This is a genomic window from Galbibacter marinus (assembly GCF_000300875.1).
GTDB lineage: Bacteria > Bacteroidota > Bacteroidia > Flavobacteriales > Flavobacteriaceae > Galbibacter > Galbibacter marinus.
The window spans coordinates 1-20,566 of record NZ_AMSG01000007.1 but is presented as its reverse complement, the minus strand read 5'-3'; the positions used below and the strand labels follow the sequence as shown (position 1 = coordinate 20,566).

At 37.1% G+C, this 20,566-nt stretch carries 20 protein-coding genes; 9 read left to right on the top strand and 11 right to left on the bottom strand.

Annotated features, from left to right (window positions below; translation table 11 throughout):
- Complete coding sequence (locus I215_RS06935; protein WP_008991254.1) at positions 1–1,107, bottom strand: fatty acid desaturase family protein; 1,107 nt, start codon at positions 1,105–1,107, stop codon at positions 1–3.
- 134 nt (positions 1,108–1,241) lie between these two features.
- Here I215_RS06935 and rsmG point away from each other — a divergent pair, with 134 nt between their 5' ends.
- A complete protein-coding gene (gene rsmG / locus I215_RS06930; protein ID WP_008991253.1) occupies positions 1,242–1,877 on the top strand; it encodes a 16S rRNA (guanine(527)-N(7))-methyltransferase RsmG in 636 nt (211 codons plus the stop codon).
- Positions 1,878–1,892: 15 nt separating this feature from the next.
- Here rsmG and I215_RS06925 read toward each other — a convergent pair whose 3' ends face one another.
- The 4 genes from I215_RS06925 to I215_RS06910 all read right to left on the bottom strand — a co-directional run bounded on the left by I215_RS06925 (position 1,893) and on the right by I215_RS06910 (position 5,933).
- Positions 1,893–2,141 (bottom strand): hypothetical protein, encoded by a 249-nt coding sequence (locus tag I215_RS06925; RefSeq protein WP_040459962.1) that lies wholly within the window; start codon positions 2,139–2,141, stop codon positions 1,893–1,895.
- Positions 2,142–2,316: 175 nt separating this feature from the next.
- On the bottom strand, positions 2,317–3,948 hold the full coding sequence (gene pruA, locus I215_RS06920; protein ID WP_008991251.1) for an L-glutamate gamma-semialdehyde dehydrogenase: 1,632 nt from the start codon (positions 3,946–3,948) through the stop codon (positions 2,317–2,319).
- Between the two features lie 90 nt (positions 3,949–4,038).
- Complete coding sequence (apaG, locus tag I215_RS06915; protein ID WP_008991250.1) at positions 4,039–4,425, bottom strand: Co2+/Mg2+ efflux protein ApaG; 387 nt, start codon at positions 4,423–4,425, stop codon at positions 4,039–4,041.
- Positions 4,426–4,679: 254 nt separating this feature from the next.
- Positions 4,680–5,933, bottom strand: a complete 1,254-nt coding sequence (locus I215_RS06910; RefSeq protein ID WP_008991249.1) for a type IX secretion system plug protein — start codon at positions 5,931–5,933, stop codon at positions 4,680–4,682.
- Between the two features lie 167 nt (positions 5,934–6,100).
- Between I215_RS06910 and I215_RS06905 the strand changes: the two genes are divergently transcribed.
- The 6 genes from I215_RS06905 to nqrF are packed head-to-tail and all read left to right on the top strand — an operon-like array spanning position 6,101 to position 12,028.
- Positions 6,101–7,444 (top strand): Na(+)-translocating NADH-quinone reductase subunit A, encoded by a 1,344-nt coding sequence (locus I215_RS06905; RefSeq protein ID WP_008991248.1) that lies wholly within the window; start codon positions 6,101–6,103, stop codon positions 7,442–7,444.
- Between the two features lie 13 nt (positions 7,445–7,457).
- Positions 7,458–8,615, top strand: coding sequence for an NADH:ubiquinone reductase (Na(+)-transporting) subunit B (locus tag I215_RS06900; protein ID WP_008991247.1), 1,158 nt, complete (start codon positions 7,458–7,460; stop codon positions 8,613–8,615).
- A gap of 2 nt (positions 8,616–8,617) precedes the next feature.
- On the top strand, positions 8,618–9,343 hold the full coding sequence (nqrC, locus tag I215_RS06895; protein ID WP_008991246.1) for an NADH:ubiquinone reductase (Na(+)-transporting) subunit C: 726 nt from the start codon (positions 8,618–8,620) through the stop codon (positions 9,341–9,343).
- 6 nt (positions 9,344–9,349) lie between these two features.
- Positions 9,350–10,069: an NADH:ubiquinone reductase (Na(+)-transporting) subunit D gene (locus I215_RS06890; RefSeq protein ID WP_008991245.1), complete on the top strand. Its 720-nt coding sequence runs from the start codon at positions 9,350–9,352 to the stop codon at positions 10,067–10,069.
- A 25-nt stretch (positions 10,070–10,094) separates the two neighbouring features.
- Positions 10,095–10,709, top strand: coding sequence for an NADH:ubiquinone reductase (Na(+)-transporting) subunit E (gene nqrE, locus I215_RS06885; protein WP_008991244.1), 615 nt, complete (start codon positions 10,095–10,097; stop codon positions 10,707–10,709).
- 26 nt (positions 10,710–10,735) lie between these two features.
- Positions 10,736–12,028, top strand: a complete 1,293-nt coding sequence (gene nqrF / locus I215_RS06880; protein WP_008991243.1) for an NADH:ubiquinone reductase (Na(+)-transporting) subunit F — start codon at positions 10,736–10,738, stop codon at positions 12,026–12,028.
- Positions 12,029–12,102: 74 nt separating this feature from the next.
- On the opposite strand, the gene I215_RS06875 is transcribed toward nqrF, so the two are convergent.
- On the bottom strand, positions 12,103–12,627 hold the full coding sequence (locus I215_RS06875; RefSeq protein ID WP_156800223.1) for a hypothetical protein: 525 nt from the start codon (positions 12,625–12,627) through the stop codon (positions 12,103–12,105).
- 38 nt (positions 12,628–12,665) lie between these two features.
- Positions 12,666–14,474, bottom strand: a complete 1,809-nt coding sequence (locus tag I215_RS06870; RefSeq protein WP_008991241.1) for a YfbK domain-containing protein — start codon at positions 14,472–14,474, stop codon at positions 12,666–12,668.
- A 170-nt stretch (positions 14,475–14,644) separates the two neighbouring features.
- On the opposite strand from I215_RS06870, the gene I215_RS06865 reads away from it, so the two are divergent.
- Together I215_RS06865 and I215_RS06860 are read left to right on the top strand one after the other, a co-directional pair.
- Positions 14,645–15,004, top strand: coding sequence for a hypothetical protein (locus I215_RS06865; protein ID WP_008991240.1), 360 nt, complete (start codon positions 14,645–14,647; stop codon positions 15,002–15,004).
- Positions 14,985–16,022 carry an FAD:protein FMN transferase gene (locus tag I215_RS06860; protein ID WP_008991239.1) on the top strand — a complete coding sequence of 346 codons (1,038 nt, stop codon included), beginning with the start codon at positions 14,985–14,987 and terminating at the stop codon, positions 16,020–16,022. The genes I215_RS06865 and I215_RS06860 overlap by 20 nt, the downstream gene beginning before the upstream one ends.
- Positions 16,023–16,025: 3 nt before the next feature.
- Here I215_RS06860 and I215_RS06855 read toward each other — a convergent pair whose 3' ends face one another.
- From I215_RS06855 to I215_RS06840, 4 genes are all read right to left on the bottom strand, one after another.
- Complete coding sequence (locus I215_RS06855; RefSeq protein WP_008991238.1) at positions 16,026–16,793, bottom strand: class I SAM-dependent methyltransferase; 768 nt, start codon at positions 16,791–16,793, stop codon at positions 16,026–16,028.
- A 6-nt stretch (positions 16,794–16,799) separates the two neighbouring features.
- On the bottom strand, positions 16,800–17,615 hold the full coding sequence (gene map, locus I215_RS06850) for a type I methionyl aminopeptidase (protein WP_008991237.1): 816 nt from the start codon (positions 17,613–17,615) through the stop codon (positions 16,800–16,802).
- 176 nt (positions 17,616–17,791) lie between these two features.
- Positions 17,792–20,089 carry a M1 family metallopeptidase gene (locus I215_RS06845; protein ID WP_008991236.1) on the bottom strand — a complete coding sequence of 766 codons (2,298 nt, stop codon included), beginning with the start codon at positions 20,087–20,089 and terminating at the stop codon, positions 17,792–17,794.
- A 63-nt stretch (positions 20,090–20,152) separates the two neighbouring features.
- A complete protein-coding gene (locus tag I215_RS06840) occupies positions 20,153–20,530 on the bottom strand; it encodes a DUF6702 family protein (RefSeq protein WP_008991235.1) in 378 nt (125 codons plus the stop codon).
- Positions 20,531–20,566: the final 36 nt, after the last annotated feature.

Here is a 20,566-nt window from a genome sequence, read left to right as displayed (position 1 = left end):
TTAATTGTAAACATAAGCTGGTTTTTGACCCAGCTCTTTTAAGTGTTTAAAATGCGAAATTATAGCTTTTCTTGTAGTTTTATACTCATAATATGGTAAATCAAACTCCTGAGCAGTTTGTTTAACAATTTTAGCAATATTTGTGTAATGTACATGGCTAATATTAGGGAAAATATGATGTTCCACTTGATGATTTAGCCCTCCAGTAAACCAGTTTACCAATCTGTTATTGGTTGAAAAGTTTGTAGTGGTAAACAATTGGTGTATTGCCCAGGTATTTTTAATGGTGCCAGTCTCATCAGGGAGGAACGTGTCAGCTTCATCCACAATATGTGCCAACTGAAATACCACACTTAAAATAAGACCAGCAGTATAGTGCATCACAAAAAATCCGATTAGAACCTTCCACCAAGCCAGCTCAATGAAAAACATTGGAATAGCAATCCATACAATTACATATATGATTTTGGTAATAATAAGTACGCTCCATTCCTTTGCAGGATTTGGAAACTCACCATAGGAAAGCTTACGAGACAAATAACGTTTCATTTGTTTAAAATCCGTAGTGATTGCCCAGTTTAAAGTAAGCAATCCATAAAGTAAAATGGAATAATAATGCTGGAAGCGATGAAAACGGTGCCATTTAGAATGTTCACTAAAACGAATAATTCTACCCGCATCTAAATCCTCATCATGTCCAGGGATGTTGGTATAAGTATGGTGGAGTACATTGTGTTGTACCTTCCAATTATAGACATTCCCTGCAAGTATATAAATACTTGATCCCATCACTTTATTGATCCATTTTTTAGAAGAATAGCATCCGTGATTTCCATCATGCATTACATTCATTCCAACACCAGCCATTCCTATTCCGATAACAACTGTCAATAACAACTGTATCCACTGATTTAAATCCGTGGTCAACAGTAAAAAATAAGGTGTTAAGAAGATTGCAAACATGATCGCAGTTTTGAGATATAGTTTGAAATTCCCTGTCTTTTTTATTTCTTTTTCTTTAAAATATGTGTTTACTCTAGAATTCAATGTTTTGAAAAATTTTTTCGGATCCTTCCGAGAAAATCGAATCGTAGTATCTGTATTCATTTTGAAGTGTGTATTAATGCCTTACATTCAAAAGGTATGTGAGAGGCAAAAGTATAATAATTAATTCCAATATCCTTCGGATAGATTCAAAAGTGAATGTTAATTTTCTATTTTTGTGAAAATATTGTAATAGAATGGCTCTTAAGATAATCCAAAACTACTTTCCAAACCTAACACCAAAACAAGTACAGCAATTCGAACAACTAGAACCGTTGTACAAAGACTGGAACAGTAAAATAAATGTTATTAGTCGCAAGGATATAGATGAATTATATGTGCGACATGTGCTTCATTCTATGGGCATAGCTAAAATACAAAGTTTTGTACCTGGTAGTTCGATTATGGATGTTGGGACAGGGGGTGGCTTTCCAGGGATTCCTCTAGCGATACTCTATCCAGAAACTGAATTTTATCTCATTGATGCTATAGCAAAAAAAATAAAGGTTGTTCATGAGGTGGTAGAAGCTTTGGGGCTAAAAAATGTGACTGCCGAACAAAAACGCGCGGAAAAGGTTAAGGCTGAATTTGACTTTATTGTAAGTAGAGCAGTCACCTCCATGCCAGATTTTGTGAAATGGGTTAGAAACAAGGTGAAAAAACAATCTAAACACGAATTAAAAAATGGGATCCTTTATCTAAAGGGCGGGGACTTAACCCAAGAACTTGAGCTGTATCAAAGCGCCACTATTTATGAGCTTTCCGATTATTTTAACGAAGATTTCTTCCAGACCAAAAAGGTGGTCCATCTTCCTATAAAATACAAAGGATAGACAGGTTACAGTAAGCTAGATTCTGAACATTTCTTTTTGAGTGTAGTTCCAACTTTTTATCAAATTTTTGATATACGCCTTACTGCGCTGATAAAAGGAATTCGTTTTCTGAGGTTTTAAACTCATTTCAAAAGATTTAATCTTAGCTCTTAATTTTTTCTTATTAGAGGCTGCGTAAAAGTGTTTTGTTTTAGACTTATCCGAAGACGGATCTAAGATGGAATACGTGACACTTAACACTACTTTGTCTTCATCGGCTTTCATTGTAATTGTTTTTAGTGATTCACCCAAAGTTAGCAAAGAAACATTAAATTTACAATTACATAACATTAAATTAACATTGCGCTATACTGACATTTAGTGATATACACAAAAAAACCCCAGTTTTCACTGAGGTTTTCTGCTCTAATAAGAACTCTATAATAAGAAGTCCTAATATCTATGATTCGCCCAAAAAGGGATATCTGTAATCTACTGGAGTAACAAAAGTTTCCTTGATCAATCTTGGAGAAACCCAACGAAGTAGATTCTGTGCTGAACCTGCCTTGTCATTGGTTCCAGATGCGCGAGCACCTCCAAAAGGCTGTTGACCAACAACAGCACCAGTTGGCTTATCATTAATATAGAAATTACCAGCACTGTTTTGAAGCGCAGTTGTAGCTTCCTCGATTGTATAGCGATCATTTGAAAAGACCGCGCCTGTAAGTCCGTATTCTGAAGTTGTATCAACTAAATTTAAGGTTTCAGCCCACTGATCGTCCTTGTATACATAGACTGTAACCACAGGTCCGAAAAGCTCAGTGGTCATTGTTTTATACTTAGGATCCGTAGTGACAATTACCGTTGGGTGAATGAAGTACCCCTTGGATTTGTCGTAAGTACCACCTACAAAAATTTCAGCATCTGCATCTTCTTTTGCTTGATCAATATAACTAGCTAGTTTGTCAAAAGATCCTTCGTGAATCACAGCTGTAATGAAATTCTCCATTTGGTTCGGAGCACCAATTTTGAATGATTCAACGTCTTGTTTTACAAAATCCAATACCTGTGAAGCAATAGATTCTGGAAGATAAACTCTTGATGCAGCACTACACTTTTGACCTTGGAATTCAAATGCTCCTCTACTAATAGCTGTAGCTACTTGTTTAGGATTTGAACTTGGGTGGGCTATAATGAAATCTTTTCCTCCAGTTTCGCCAACGATTCTTGGATAGGATTTATAGATGTCAATATTATTACCAATGTTTTTCCAGATGGATTTAAATACACTGGTAGAACCTGTGAAGTGAATTCCTGCAAAGTCAGGGCTTGAAAGTACGGTATCTGTGATCATTTGAGGATCACCATACACTACATTGATTACTCCATCGGGAAGTCCAGCTTCTTTGAAAATGTCCACGATTACTTTTGCAGAATAAATCTGACTATCGCTAGGTTTCCAAAGTACCACATTCCCCATCATAGCTGCACTAGCTGGAAGATTTCCAGCAATAGCCGTAAAGTTAAATGGAGTAACAGCGTAAACAAAACCTTCTAAAGGTCTATACTCAACACGATTCCAAATACCAGATTCCGATTTTGGCTGGTCTTGGTATATGTTGGACATAAACTCAATGTTGAAATTCAAGAAGTCGATTAATTCACAGGCAGAATCAATCTCTGCTTGATGAATATTTTTCGATTGCGCAATCATTGTAGCTGCATTGATTTTAGCCCTATAAGGACCTGCGATCAGTTCTGCTGCTTTTAAAAATACTGCTGCGCGCTGCTCCCAAGAAAGGGCAGCCCATTTTCCTCTGGCTTCAAGATTATTGGCAATAGCTTTACTTACAAGCGATTTATCAGCCAAATGATATTTCCCAACGATATGTTGGTGGTCATGTGGAGGGGACAGTGGTTGGGTGTTACCCGTTCTGACCTCTTCGCTTCCAATATACATTGGAATATCAACTGTACTGTTGAAGTACTGATCGTACTGTTCTAATACAGCCGCTCTTTCAGGTGAACCCGGTGCATATGATTTAACCGGTTCGTTCACTGCCTTAGGGACATGAAAAAAGCCTTTTCCCATACTCTTTATGATTTATAGCATTAAATATAAAATCAAAGGTACTAAAAAGCCTATAGGTTTAAAAAGCAAATTTATGTTAAAGGTTTTCCTTTAGTTTAACGCGAATGGCGCATGTAATTTGAAAGTTGGCACAAGAACTCGAAACCTTCTAGTTGAAGTAAAGTTAATCATATTAAAATGCCCTCGCATAGCGCCGATAGGAGAGGTTAATAAACAACCTGAATTATAACTGTATGATTCACCTGGCTTAATCACTGGTTTTTTTCCAATAACCCCTTCGCCGTCGACAATTTCTACTCTATTAAGAGCGTCAAAAATTTGCCAGTGTCTAGTGGTGAGTTGGACCGAGTCTTTACTTTGATTTTCAATGGTGATACAATAACCGAAAGCAAAGTGCATCTTATAGTTTTTGAAGAAGGTGCCTTCAAAACTAGTTTTGACTGTAATTTTTATGCCTTTGGTTATTTGTGTAATCATGTCTTTTCAATCTCTTTAATCGGGACCTTGTGATCTAATAACGATGCTAAATTAGTAAAAATTGTTTTATCATTTACTATTTTAACAATTGTTTACCTTGCTTTTCGTCCTATAATTCACCGTGTTAGGTCTTATTTACAATATTACCTATCGATTTAGTAGACTAAATGACAACAGAATCAATAGGTTATGAATTATTGAATGGATCTTACCTTCTAGAAAAAAATAAATTTAGAATTCCAACTTTAACGTTTTTAATTCGAAATTGTCTGAGAACTAGCACTTCCCATGCCAATTACACTGTCATAAGTTTTTCCGAATTCTCTGTAATAAACTAGTACTGTGTAATTGTTTTCGGTCTCCCAGTGACTTCCGCTTACATAGTTGTAATCAACGATCTGATTTTTGTCTCCCACCTTTACGTATTTATAGTTGTAAAAACCTTGTTTTAAAAGTATGGGAGTTTGCAGTAATTGATTTTCCTGATCAATCTTTAGTCTGTTTTCTTCGGTGAGTTGGTAATTGTTAAACTTCCCATAAACATAAATATTATCCAGGCCAATCTCATTGTTATATGGGAGGCTAAAATACACAAAAGAATAATCCGCTTCACGGTCAGAATTGGTCGCGCCAGCATCTATGGTTCGAATTTCAAAGTCACCATTGATATCTGGGTTGTAGGTGTAAGGTTGGCCCTTTCTGATTTCATCTGGGTATAAATAGTGATAGTACCTATTTTTTGACTCAACCATCGCGATTGAATTACTTGCTGTTCGTATTTCTTTGGTATCAAACCATAGGTATTCATTTCCGCCCTCGAAAGAAGTTTCTTTTTCGTATCTATATAGTAGTTGACTGCCCGAAATAAATTGAGGAGAAACATCTTTAATACTATGGTTAAAATTTCCATTTTGGTAAATGATAACCTTTACGTCCTGTTTGGGGTTAATCAGCTCAAAATCTGGAGCATCTATTATGATTTCTAAACGCTGCATTTTATCTAAATTCTTGACGTCTTTGGAGGTTTTTACAGCTAGGCCAACTTGAACAGATTCTTTATAAACCACAAAACGACGCGAGAATAGTAGTTCTCCTTTGCTATCAGTAACCTCTAGGACGTAATTCCCTGTAATTTTGAATTTTGTTTGCGAATTAGGCAGTTGTAATTGGTAGTTGGTATAAGGTTGTAGGGTTGTTAAGGAGTTGGCGTAATTTGTTATGCGTAGATCATCAATACCGTCTAAATATTGTGATTTTAAAAGACGTGATGGCGTCCAATCGTAGTTGCAATAAACAATACGATAATAGTAGTCCATCTCATCTGCGTATAGGTCATCAAAGGAGAGCTGTATGGTTTGTCCCAATTTTACAATTGGGAATTGATCTCCCTGCTTATCTGATTTGAAAATGATGGATTTAATATTTTCTGGTGGTCCTTTTTCTTCGACGATCTGAGAAAAACCAATTTTAAAAATTCCGATACAGAAGAGTACAAAGGTAAATTTCACTTTCTAATTGAGTTTTTAATTTTTGTCATAAAGGTAAACAAATTCAGTTAGAGCTGTTTTGTTTGTTTTAAGGTGTCTAAATTAATCCTGTTTTATTGTGCAAACTCTATTTTAATTATTAAATTTGCACGAATTTTTGAGTTAACTAATTTCATTAGATAGATAACATGTCAAACGACATTAAGATTAGAAAAGGCTTAGATATTAAGCTGAAGGGCGAGGCAGAGAAATTGATTTCCGCAGCGCCAAGATCTAAATTCTTCGCAATTAAGCCTACGGATTTTCACAGAGTTACTCCTAAGATGGTAGTTAAAGAGGGTGCAACAGTTCAGGCTGGTGATACCATTTTTTATTCCAAAAGCAGTGAGAGCGTGAAGTTTGTTTCCCCAGTTAGTGGAACCATTCAGGAAATCAGAAGAGGTGCAAAGCGTCGTATTTTAGAGGTGGTAATCAATGCCGATGCCACTGACACGTTCAAGGATTTTGGTCAAAAAGATGTTTCAAAAATGTCTGCTGAACAAATTAAGGAACATTTGCTTGAGAGCGGATGTTGGCCTTTTATAAAGCAAAGACCATACGATATTGTAGCGAACCCAGAAGATACTCCTAAAGCAATTTTCATTTCAGGTATGTCAACAGCACCTTTGGCTGCTGATGTTGAGTTTATACTTGAGAAGAGAAAAGAGGATTTTCAGGCAGGTATCGATGCGATTTCGAAACTAACTTCTGGAAAAACACACCTTTCTGTCGATAAGCGTTCAGCTTCATTTTTCGGCCAGGTAAATGGTGTGACACTTCACAAAGTTTCAGGACCACACCCTGCTGGAAACGTAGGGGTGCAAATTCATCACATCGATCCTATTAATGCAGGAGAACGTGTATGGGTTATCAATCCTGAGGATGTAGCCATTATAGGTTCGCTGTTCAAAACAGGACACTATGATCCGACTCGTGTTGTGGCAGTAGCTGGAACTGAAGCTCCTAAAGCTCAGTACTTCAGATTCAAATTAGGATCCAATATCAAAGATATTGTTGGAGCTATTTCAGCCGATGTTCGTATTATCAGTGGTGATGTTCTTACAGGAACTAGAATTACTGGTGATGGTTTTGTTGGTTTTTACGATAACACGATTACATTGATTCCTGAGGGAGATAACTATAGAATGTTTGGATGGTTACCTTTTAAAGATAATAACATTCCAAGTATGTCAAAGACTTCATTGTCCTGGTTATTTCCAAATAAGAAGTATAAGGTAAATACAAATCTCAATGGAGAAGAACGTGCCTTAGTAGTGACAGGAGAAATGGAACAAGTGATGCCAATGGATATCTATCCAATGCAATTATTGAAAGAATGTATGGTGTTTAATATAGAAAAGATGGAAAATCTTGGAATCTACGAAGTGGCTCCAGAGGATTTTGCACTGATAGACTATGTGAATACCTCCAAGTTGGAAGCTCAGGCTATCATTCGTGAGGCATTAGATGTAATGATAACAGAAGTTGGTTAAAAAATATTGAGATATGAACGCCTTAAGAAAAAAATTAGATCAACTAAAGAAACCTTTTGCAAAGGGTGAGAAGTGGGAGAAATTTGCTCCTGCGGTAAATGCATTTGATACCTTTTTGTACGTTCCAAATCACACAACACAAAAGGGTGCCCATATCAGGGATTCTGTGGATTTAAAAAGAACGATGATTACCGTTGTCATTGCATTATTACCAGCATTGATTTACGGAATTTATAATTCAGGATACCAACATTTTATACAATTAGGTGAACAGTTCACATTTTGGGATGCTTTTTCACATGGAGCTCTAAAGGTTCTTCCTATGATTATTGTATCTTATGTTGTTGGACTTACTATTGAATTCATTTTTGCTATTTATAGGGGGCATGAGGTCAATGAAGGTTTCTTAGTCACTGGTATTTTAATCCCAATGATTATGCCTGTAGACTTACCTCTTTGGATGCTTGCTCTATCTGTTGCTTTCGCAGTAATTTTGGGTAAAGAAGCCTTTGGTGGTACTGGAATGAATATATTGAACCCAGCTTTAACGGCTAGGGCTTTTGCTTTCTTTGCCTATCCGACTTACATGTCAGGAAATAAAATATGGGTATCGGAAGCATCTAATATTGATGCTATCTCTGGTGAAACCTTGCTAGGTTCATTGGCAGCTAATCACGAAGTACATTATAGTGTATGGGAAATGTTTTCTGGATCTATTCCAGGATCTGTTGCTGAAACATCTGTATTGTGGATTTTAGTTGGCGCCGCCATATTGATCTTCACTGGTGTAGGTAGTTGGAGAATTATGCTAGGAGGAGTTATTGGAGCTGCATTTATGGCATTGCTGTTTAATTTATGGGGAGTAAATGCACTGATGAATTTTCCTTGGTATGAACACTTACTTGTTGGAGGTTTAGCTTTCGGTCTTGTATTTATGGCGACGGATCCAGTATCTGCTGCACAGACCTTTAAAGGAAAATGGATTTATGGAATTTTGATTGGAATCTTCTGTATCATGATCCGTGTATTCAACCCAGCTTATCCTGAAGGTGTAATGTTGGCAATTTTACTGATGAACGTATTTGCACCTACGATTGATCATTATGTGATACAAGCTAATGTTAAGAGAAGAAAGAAACGTGTATCGACTGCAACTGTTAAATCCGCTTAGTCATGAATAGAGAAAGTAACGCATATACATTAATATTCGCCGTGATCATGGTAGTGGTAGTAGCTTCTGCATTGGCAATTGCTGCGACTTCACTTCAACCATTACAGGCGCAGAATATAAAAATCGAGAAAATGCAAGACATTTTGTCGACTATTGAAATTTCAACCACGAAAGAGGAGGCTGAAGAAATTTATAACCAGTACATTACAGAGGTGCTTGCACTAGATTCTAACGGTGAAGTTGTATTAGAAGGACCAGAGGCATTTGCTATTGATCTTGCTAAGGAGTATAAAAAAGAAACTAATCAACAACGTTTTCCACTTTATGTGGCTGATGTAGATGGTTCGACTTACTATGTTATTCCTCTTTACGGAGCTGGACTTTGGAATTCAATTTGGGGATATATCTCACTTGAAGAAGATGGTAACACCGTAAAAGGAACCGTTTTTTCACACGCTGGAGAAACCCCTGGTCTTGGTGCTGAAATCACTCAAGATTGGTTCCAAGAACGTTTTATCGGTGAAAAAATCAAAAATTCTAATGGAGAATTTGTCGGTATTAACGTTCAAAAAGGATATTCAGGAGGAAATGATAAAGACGATAACGCGGTGGACGCAATATCAGGTGCTACTATCACAGGTGATGGTGTAACTAATATGATTCATGAGCGTTTGGAGTACTATATTTCTTATTTGGAGAAACAGAACACTAATTTAGCTTTAAATTAAGGTATTATGGCTGATATTAAAAATAAAAAGGAAAAAGAGCCTACTGTGCTTTTTGTAGCAGAGGAAAAAGAGCCACTTTTCTCAAAGAAAAACCGAAAGTTATTAACAGATCCACTTAATGATGATAACCCAATAACTGTTCAAGTACTTGGTATTTGTTCAGCCCTAGCGATTACGGTTCAGTTAGAACCATCGGTAGTAATGGCCATTTCTGTAATGGCTGTAATGGCGGCTAGTAATGTGGTGATTTCTTTACTTCGAAATCTAGTTCCAAATCGAATTCGTATAATCGTCCAACTAGTAGTAGTAGCAGGTTTAGTTGCTCTTGTGAACGAAGTGCTAAAGGCGTATGCTTATGATGTAAGTAAACAGCTGTCAGTTTTCGTAGGACTAATTATTACCAACTGTATTGTAATGGGTCGTTTAGAAGCGTTTGCCTTAGGTAATGGCCCTTGGAAATCTTTCTTAGATGGTATTGGGAACGCAGCGGGTTATGGATTTATCCTTATTTTAATTGCATTTTTCCGCGAATTATTAGGATCTGGTAAATTATTTGGAATTGAGATCTTGGGACACAAAGGTGTTACTTTGGCTGAATCCACTGGACTATACGCCCTAGGTTATGAGAATAATGGACTAATGTTGTTATCACCAGCTGCCTTATTGGTTTTAGGTGTCATCGTTTGGTTCCAGCGTTCAAAAAATAGAAAATTAATCGAAAAATAAGCAATCGCATTAAAAACATTAAATTATGGAATACGTAAATCTTTTTGTAAGAAGTATTTTTATAGAGAACATGATCTTTGCTTATTTTCTTGGGATGTGTTCTTATTTGGCAGTTTCAAAAACGGTTAAAACAGCCGTTGGATTGGGAGCTGCGGTGATCTTCGTACTGGCCATTACCGTGCCGATGAACTTTATGATAGATAACTATTTACTTAAGCCTGGAGCTTTGTCATGGTTAAGCCCGGATTTAGCAGAATTGGATTTAAGTTTTTTAAGTTTTATTCTATTTATAGCAGTAATCGCCTTTATGGTTCAGCTTGTTGAAATGATTGTTGAGCGATTCGCACCAGCACTTTACGGTGCACTGGGGATCTTCTTACCACTAATTGCAGTTAACTGTGCAATTTTGGGAGCTTCATTGTTTATGCAACAAAAGGACTTTTCCTCTGTTGGAGAAGCTTCTGTATATGGATTAGGTTCTGGTGTTGGCTGGTTCTTAGCAATTCTTGCAATTGCTAGTATACGTGAAAAGATTACGTATTCTAATGTTCCCGCCTCTCTAAGAGGCCTTGGAATTACATATATCATCACTGGACTTATGGCCATTGGGTTTATGAGTTTTATGGGAATTAAATTATAATATAAATCTTATTAGTTAAGTAGGATATGGATTATTCAGTAATCATAGCAAGTTTATTAGTCTTTCTAACACTCATTATTTTAATGGTATTAGCTCTCTTGTTTGCCAAGTCTAAGCTATTGCCATCTGGTCCAGTGACCGTAAAGATCAATGGGGAGAAAGATTTAGAAGTATCCTCAGGAGGGACCTTGTTGTCCACCTTAGGAAATAGTAAAATATTCTTACCTTCTGCATGTGGAGGAGGAGGAACCTGTATTCAGTGTAAATGTATCGTTACAGAAGGAGGAGGTCAAATCCTTCCAACTGAAGAGCCACACTTTACACGTAAAGAAATTGCCGAAGGATGGCGTCTTAGCTGTCAGGTGAAAATCAAACAAGATTTGGTTATACAAGTTCCTGAAGAAGTTTTCGGTATTAAGAAATGGGAAGCTGAAGTTGTCCGTAACTGGAACGTTGCTTCTTTTATTAAAGAATTCGTTGTTAAACTTCCTGAAGATATGGACTATCAACCAGGAGGATATATTCAGATTGAAATTCCTAAAGGGGAAGTTAAATTTCAGGATATGGATATTACGGCTCACCCAGAGGAGCATGACGATCCTAATAAATTCCAATTGGAATGGGATAAGTTCAACCTTTGGCCACTTGTAATGAAGAATGACGAAGTTGTAGAAAGAGCTTACTCCATGGCTTCTTACCCAGCAGAGGGAAGAGAAATTATGTTGAATGTTCGTATTGCAACACCACCATGGGATCGTAATAAGAACGGTTGGATGGATGTAAATCCTGGGATCGCTTCTTCTTATATATTTGCTAAAAAGCCAGGAGATAAAGTTATTATTTCAGGACCTTACGGTGAATTCTTTATCAATCCAAGTGAATCTGAAATGGTATACGTTGGCGGTGGAGCAGGTATGGCACCAATGCGTTCACACTTGTACCACCTATTCAAAACCCTTAGAACAGGTAGAAAAGTATCATACTGGTACGGAGGTCGTTCAAAACGTGAGCTATTCTATTTAGAGCATTTTAGAGAACTAGAACGTGAATTCTCAAACTTTAAATTCCACATCGTGCTTTCAGAACCTTTAGAAGAGGATAATTGGAAAGTTAAGGATTCAATGGAAGCTGAAGGTGATGGCTTTGTTGGGTTTGTTCACCAAGCTGTAATCGACAATTACTTAAACCATCATGAAGCACCAGAGGATATAGAATTCTACTTCTGTGGTCCTCCACTGATGAATAAGGCTGTTGAGAAAATGTGTGATGATTTTGGTGTTCCGCCTGAGAATGTACGATTCGATGATTTCGGAGGATAATTAAGAAACCGAAATTACTATAACATAAAAAAAACCGCTCTATAGGCGGTTTTTTTTATGTTATATTTTGAGTTCTACTTCGATGGGATGGTGATCATCTTACTGTCTCCACCTGACTTGAATTCCAAGGTCTTTAATTTATTATCTACTGGTAATTTAAAAATTAGTGTTGGAGTAGTTGTAAAAGACTGCTTATCTCCTTGTTTAGTTTTGTAGGTGATAAAAGCTCCAGAGCCAAATCGCTCCGCCTGAGTAATCTCAATGCTCGTTTTAATATCTGTAGCTGGCATTACAATAGCCCCGATTCGTGTCTTATCAAAATCTATTGTACTTATGGCGTTGTCCATGGTCTTTGCTACCCCAAATTGGTTATCAAAATCCTCCTGATTATCGATGGTAAAATATTGAATAACTCTTGGAGTCATATCATTTTTAGTAAAATAATTTTCCACAATTTCAATTTTCAGGGGTTCTGTTTCCGCAGTCATTTCCATGTTGTTTTCGGAATTGTTCTTATCTTTTTTCTCACTGTTACAAGATATACATAGACTGAGGATTAGAAGTACGAATAGTGGGTTATTGGGTCTAAAAGTTTTCATAAGACTTTTATATTTAATGAATTAGCCCTTTAAAGATACTAATTTTGATGGTAACTTTTTATAAGACGTACAAATTCCGCTCTGTAACCTTCAGGATCTTGACCCTTGTTTTGCTGCGCTAATGTTATAATCTGCTCCTTGGTGGCGCCATTTAGATATTCAGACTCTCTTAAGTACATACCCCACATTGCTACAGCAGCGGCAAAGTTAAAGTCGGTATCTGTCTTTTCTATAGTACTTCCCACGGTATGTACAACCTCTTTACTTTTTTGAGCATTGGGTTTTTTGTATCTGAACTTTACAGTTACAAACTCATTTTTAAAATCTTTACTCGGGGCTACCTTAGAATATTTTAAAGAATCAATATCCTTTAAATATTTACTTTGAATTCCTGTTGGAATAATTTCATATAGAGCTGTTACTATGTGGCCACTTCCCAGTTCACCTGCATCCTTAGTGTCGTCTTTAAAATCCTCATCATTTAATAGCCTGTTTTCATAGCCTATTAAACGGTAGGCTTGAACCTGGGCGGGATTAAATTCCAACTGTAACTTAACATCCTTAGCAATGGTGTACATAGTTCCACCAAATTCGGTTCCTAAGATTCGCTGCGCCTCTTGCATTGTATCGATATAAGCATAATTACCGTTGCCCTTGCTAGAAAGGGTTTCCATCTTAGAATCTTTGTAATTCCCCATCCCAAATCCTAAACAACTTAAAAAAACTCCTGATTTTCGTTTTTCTACAATTAAGTCTTCCATTTCGCTATCCTTGTAAGGTCCAACATTAAAGTCTCCATCGGTGGCAATGATCACTCGGTTGTTCCCATTTTTGACAAAATTCTCCTCTGCGGTTTCATAGGCCAATTTGATTCCTTTACTTCCAGCGGTGGAGCCTCCAGCCCGCAATGAATCCAGAGCGGCAATAATAGTTTGTTTCCTATCTCCTGAGGTAGGAGCAAGCACTAGGCCAGCAGAGCCAGCGTATGTAACAATTGATACTTTGTCCTGGGGTCTTAATTTTTCAACTAGAACTTTAAAAGCAGACTTTAATAGCGGCAATTTATTGGGAGCATTCATGGAGCCTGACACATCGATTAGAAAAACTAAATTAGATGCAGGAATGTCCTCTAAAGGTACTTCTTTGCCTTGTAAACCTATTTTTAGAAGTTGATGGTCCTTATTCCATGGCGCTTTGCTTAATGTTGTTGCTATGGATATTGGATCTTTTGATTTTGGCTGCTTGTAATTATAAGTAAAGTAATTGATCAGTTCTTCCACTTTAATGGCATCTTTTGGTATTTTAGTCCCATTGTTTATCATGCGTCTCATATTACTATAAGAGGCCTTGTCTACATCTATTGAAAAAGTAGAAAGAGGTTTATAACGAACTTGTAGAAAACCATTCTCTGTAATCTTTGCGTAACTTTCTGTGTTTGTGGGTATGGGAATCCTTTGATGTGAAACAGGAATAAAGGTTTTGCTTACGCCTTTAATCCGGGCTGGTGGCGCGGATATCTGTACAACTTCCTCATAGAGCACCTCGTTATTAAGTTCTTCAGGCGAGTGCTTTTTTAATTGAACATTTATTTCAGAGTCGTTTTTAACTGTAATCTCCAAGGGTTGATATTCTTTTAATGTAAAGCCTAGGGTATTCCCTTTTTCTGCTTTGATGGAATATTTTCCGTTTTGATCAGTTACAGTAGTGACTTGGGTATACTGGTTAGTGACTAAGACTCCAACTAATGCCTTATTGGTTTTTACATCAGTTACACGACCCTTAATGGTCGCGTACTGGGCATTGCTCCAAGAGAAACAAAGTATTAAAAACATGAGAATGATTCGCATTTTGAGTATGTTTTATTGATTTTCAAAGTGAATAAAACAAGTTTTATGCCACAATAAAATATCCTAAAGTAAATCCTCTAAAAGCGTTGGTTTTAGTTTGTGAATTTTCCGATGAATTCAATTTAATTTGTTAGATTGCATTTGGAAAATTTTAAGATAGCAACAAAAAGATGCCTGAGGAATTTACAGAGCAAGAGCTCCATAACTTGGCGATGAATGTCGTTGGTAAAGAGCTCGAAAAAGAAGGGTTTGAGTTTATGACTGTCAACTCAAAGCTAAAAAAAGACCCTCAATTCGTTTGCTTGAAGAATAAGAAGCTTCATTTTGTTATCGTTCGAGCAATAAGCTACCCTAATAACCCTGCAACTTATGATGTCACCTATATGGAAATAGTGAAACAACATGCCTTAAACTTTAAGGCAAGAACCTATTATGCAGGAGTGGGGATTGCCAATGCAAATGATTATTCAAAAGCGGTGATCAAGGGTGATAAATATATAATAAACTTTAATGGAATTACCGAAATTTAATCCTTTAACCCCACTTCTAGGATTGTTGATGCTATTTGGAAGTTGCACCATTGAGAAGACTCCAGATGTAAAAGTCGAAGAAGGATACGTTTTGGGATCCACTTACCAGATACGTTATCAGGCTATAAAAGACTCGCTTTTAATTAAGCAGGAAATTCAACAGGTTTTTGAAAAAATTAATTCATCTCTGTCTACTTACTTACCCACCTCAGATTTATCAGCTATTAATAGTGGAGATTCTAGCAGGGTTATTAATTCCCATTTTAAAGAAGTGTATACCACAGCAAAGGAGGTGTGGCGACAGACAGAAGGTTATTTTGACCCCACTATCGGTGGATTAATAGATGCTTGGGGATTTGGTTCTGAGCCTTCTTTAAGAGGTATGGGAAATAATGAGGTAGATAGTTTAATGGAGTACATTGGTTTTGGAAAGGTTTATTTATCACATGACAATAGGATAATAAGAGAAAATCTCAAGACTAAATTAAACTTCAATGCCTTGTTAAAGGGGTATACTGTGGATCTCATTGCTCAAGTACTGGAGCAGAATGGAGTGGAAGATTATTCTATAGCCATAGGGGGTGAGCTTATGGTAAAGGGGGATAAGGATTTTGCTAATAAAACAAAAAATTGGGTGGTGGCCATTGAGAGTCCGATTCAAACCAAAAAACAGGATGTTTTCATAGCCAAGGTAAAGCTTAAAAATAAAGCAATGGCTACTAGTGGTAACTATAGAAAATTTAGAGTAGATCCTATTACCAAAGAACATTATGTTCATATTGTTGATCCACACACAGGTTATCCCAAAAAGAGCAATGTATTAAGTGTTGCGGTTATTGCTGATAAGTGCATCATCGCTGATGCCTATGCAACGGCGTTGATGGTGATGCCTTTGGAGAAAACCAAAGCTTTTTTAAAGGAGAACTCCGAAATTGAGGCCTATATTATTGTCGCCGATAAAGATGGAGATTTAAGTGAGTACAAAACAAAAGGATTTCAAGAACTGCTACAGCAATAAATGCTAAAGAACCTTTTTACAAAGTGGCAGTATTTCAGATGGATTCAATCCGTAGCGCTTGATTTGCTCAGGCGTTAAGGTATTTTGAAGCAATACTTCTTCCACCTGAAAACCAACACTTCTTAGCTTTTCAAAATAATCCATTCCATAGACTCTTACATGGTCATACTGACCGAAGATTTTTGCTCGCTCTTTGGGATCCGTAATACGATCATCCTGAAATGTGGTGGAACGCTGCATATCGAGTGGTATTTGAAAAATACCCCAACCGCCAGGTTTCATTACACGATACAATTCCTGCATAGCTTTACGATCATCTGGGATGTGTTCTAAAACGTGATTACAGAGAATCACATCATATTGATTATCTTCAAAGGGAAGGTTGCAGATATCAGCTTTTACTGTCGCTAGGGGAGATTCAATATCAGTGGTTGTGTACTCCAGATTCTTCTGAATCTTAAAACGCTTATAAAACGCTTGTTCGGGTGCGAAGTGTAATAATTTTATAGGTTTTTTAAAAAAATCTGTTTCCCTTAAATACAACCATAATAAACGGTGACGCTCCAAGGATAAAGTTCCTGGAGCCAATACGTTTTCTCGTTGATTTTCATATCCATAAGGTAAGAAAGAGCGGTAGTTTTTTCCATCAATAGGATCAATGTAACCCTCACCTCTGTAGAAAAAGGCCACAATTGGACTGACCCAATAACTTATTTTTATAAGAAAAGGGCGTGGAACTCTATTTAAGATAAATTTAAAAACGCGCTTCAAGGAAGTTTAGATTGTTACATGATTTTTAAATTCGTCTTCCTCATCACTCTTAATACCCAAGGCTTCATAGATGTAATTAAAGGTAGATAAAATTTCTGGTTTACCATCAATAAGGGCTACATCGTGTTCAAAGTGAGCACTTGGTTTGCCATCAGCGGTAACAATAGTCCAACCATCTTTCAATTGCTTAATACGATGTGTTCCCATATTTATCATTGGTTCGATCGCCACGACCATTCCGTTTTGGAACTTTTTACCACGTCCCCTTTTACCGTAATTAGGCATCTCAGGGTCTTCGTGCATCTTTTTTCCAAGACCATGACCCACTAGTTCTCTGACAACTCCATATCCATGATCTTCACAGTATTTTTGGATTGCATAACCCACATCACCCACACGGTTCCCTTGTTTGAACTCCCGAATTCCGATATATAGTGAATCTTTGGTTACTTGAAGTAATTTTTTAGTCTCAGGTTTCACTTCACCAATCTCGAAAGTGAATGCATGATCGCCATAAAAACCATTTTTTAGCGCACCACAATCAATGGATACGACATCACCTTCCTCAAGTGGTTTATCAGTTGGAAGACCATGAACTACTGCCTCATTGGTGGAGGTCAGTAAGGTAGAAGGACAGCCGTATAAACCCAAAAACCCAGGTTCAGCACCTTGCTCTCTGATATAATCTTCTGCAATTTTATCTAAATGTTTGGTAGTAACACCTGGCTTTAATTCCGTAGCTAACATTCCCAAAGTTTTGGAGACTATTAGCGCACTTTCTCTCATCAACTCAATTTCCTCAAGCGTTTTTAACTCAATCATATACTGTTATTTTAGAATCTAATACTTCTTTAATTTAGTATTGGCTAGTTGTGGAGCAAAAGTAGTTATTATTTTTTGTTTTCGCGCTTCATTTTTATGAAGACTGAAAATGGGCTATTAACAAAAATCGAGTCCATGATAAATCAAGGACTCGATTAATTTTAGGTTAGGTTCAATTATTGTACCTTTTTCTTAAAGTTTTCAAAATCAGAATCTGACTGATCTTTTGGCCACTTATTATTGGAAGTATCCACATCTGCAGTTTGAAGTTTTGGATCTACTTCAATACTGGTGATTTCTTTATCACTTGCGATCACTCTTTTGTGCTCATTATCATTTTTTCTCCAAACCTCAACCGGATAGGTAATTGTTTCCTTAGTTCCATCTCCGTAGGTGTACTGAACAATTAGTGGCATAGGAATACCTCCAGGCTTGATGAAGGTAACTTCGTAAAAATACTTTGGTGTTTTTAATTTGGATCGCTCAGAAGGGGTGAAATTATCCATCAAGTATTCATTAAGTGTTTTGAAATTTTCTTTTTCAGTCCTTTTGATAACTTCATTTTTATATTCGTCACTCTCCTCTGCAACCAGATATAGCAATTCTGGTAAATCAGATTCACTCATTCCTCTTTGCTCCAAAATTTCCTTTACTCGATTGTTTGGTTTGGATGTCACATGGAACTTTTTAACTCGTTCAATACCTATATCTACATTATCAGTAGTGTAGAACCAAGCTCTCCAAAACCAGTCTAAATCTATTCCTGAGGCATCTTCCATGGTTCGGAAAAAATCTTCAGGGGTTGGATGTTTAAACATCCAACGTTGAGCATAAGTTCTAAAGGCGTAATCAAAAAGTTCGTGACCCATCACCGTTTCCCTAAGGATGTTTAACGCAGTGGATGGCTTACCATAAGCATTTGCCCCAAGTTGATGTACGTTTTCAGGATTAGACATAATTGGCGAGATAAAGTTTTGATCGCCTTTCATATAGCTGACAATTTTGCTAGGTTCGCCTCTTCTTGATGGGTATACCCCTGAAGGTACTGCAGCTGGATTGTTTCTTGCAAACTCTTGCTCGGTTAAGTACTGGCAAAAAGTGTTTAAACCTTCATCCATCCAACCCCACTGACGCTCATCAGAATTTACAATCATAGGAAAGAAGTTATGTCCGATCTCGTGAATAATTACACTGATCATTCCAAATTTAGTTCGATCGCTATAACTTCCGTCTTTCTCTGGTCTACCGTGGTTCCAGGAAATCATAGGATATTCCATTCCTTGATTTTTAGCATGAACAGAAACCGCTTTAGGATACGGGTAGTCAAAGGTGTGTTTTGAATAAGTTTTAAGAGTCTGAATGACCGTTTTTGTGGAGAATTCTTCCCAGAGGGGATTTCCTTCTTTAGGATACATAGATACAGCCATTACCGTACTACCATCTTCCATTTTTACCGCTTGACGCTCCCAAATATATTTTCTTGAAGTAGTAAATGCGAAATCTCGAACATTCTCTGCCGTATAGGTCCAAGTCGCTTTATCCGTAGAGTATCCTTTTTCGTTTACTATAGCTTGTTCTTCTGTAACAATAAACACAGGGCTTTTATACGAAGACTTCGATCTTTCGTATTCTCTAAGCATGTCCTCTGTAAGCACCTCTTCCGGGTTTTGCAGCGTACCTGTTGCTTCCATGATATGATCGGAAGGAACAGTAATGCTTACTTCAAAATTTCCAAAAGGAAGTGCGAATTCACCATCGCCCCAAAATTGATGGGTCTGCCAACCTTCCACATCGGTATAGGCTGCCATACGAGGATAAAATTGAGCAATAACATAATTTCTGTTCCCATCAGGGAATTCCTCATAACCGCTTCTTGCTCGATCGACAACGTGGTTGTTTATCTTATACCACCACTTAATGTTAAGAACAAATTGTTCTCCCGATTCTAGCGGCTTATCCATCTCTATTCGCATCATAGTCTGATTGATGGTGTAAGGCAAATTTTTTCCTGTTTCATCTTTAACTTGGGTAATATTAAATCCACCATCGAAAGCAGGTACATAATGCTTGTTTACAAAACTGGCTGTTTCTTCTGCAGGAGGCATACCTTCACCGTCTTTTAAGAGTGCTTTAGAGTCTTTGGTTCGTATGTTTTGATCTAATTGAAGCCATAGATAATCTAAAGCCTCAGGAGCATTGTTAGTGTAGGTGATGGTTTGCTCCCCACTAATTTCTTTAGTGTCATCATTTAGCGTGATGTCCATTTTGTAATCCGCCTGCTGTTGGTAGTAGGCCGAACCGGGAGCCCCAGATCCCGTTCTAAATAAATTAGGAGTGGAAAACTCCTGATACATTTGTCGGAACTTGTTGGTGTTTTCATGTCCTTTTTGACTGCCATTCTCTCCATCTTGTGCGATGGTAAGACCGAAAACCAAAAGTCCTAAGCTTGTTACTAATAGTTTGATTTTTTGCATTGTGAATTGTAAATATATTAAAGTTGAAATATAATTATATTCTTGTTTTTGGAGCAGTTTATCTTATAATTTTAACACAGCACTGTTTTTCTCTTTAATCAAAACATAGCTTTTCTTCACATCTTTTACTTTAATGTGAATAACATTCTTTTGATCGGGGTAAACCCCATAGAGAACACTGCTTTGTACTCCAATACTTTGGAATTTATCTCGGTCTAAATTGGGAATTTCTAAATAGACCTTCATAACATCTGTGTCGTATTGCTTGCCAATGAAATTCCACTCCACTTTTTTTCCGTCGATAAATATAATAAATTTATCCCTGAGGTACGTTTCGATATAGGTGTCGATATCATGTAGTTCTTTATCAGACATCAGCTCAGGCTTAATACCATAGCGCTCCACAAGAAGCTTCTCCATATCATCTGTGAACTTACCCATCTACCCTAATGCGATAGATAGGCTTCGGGTTTCAAC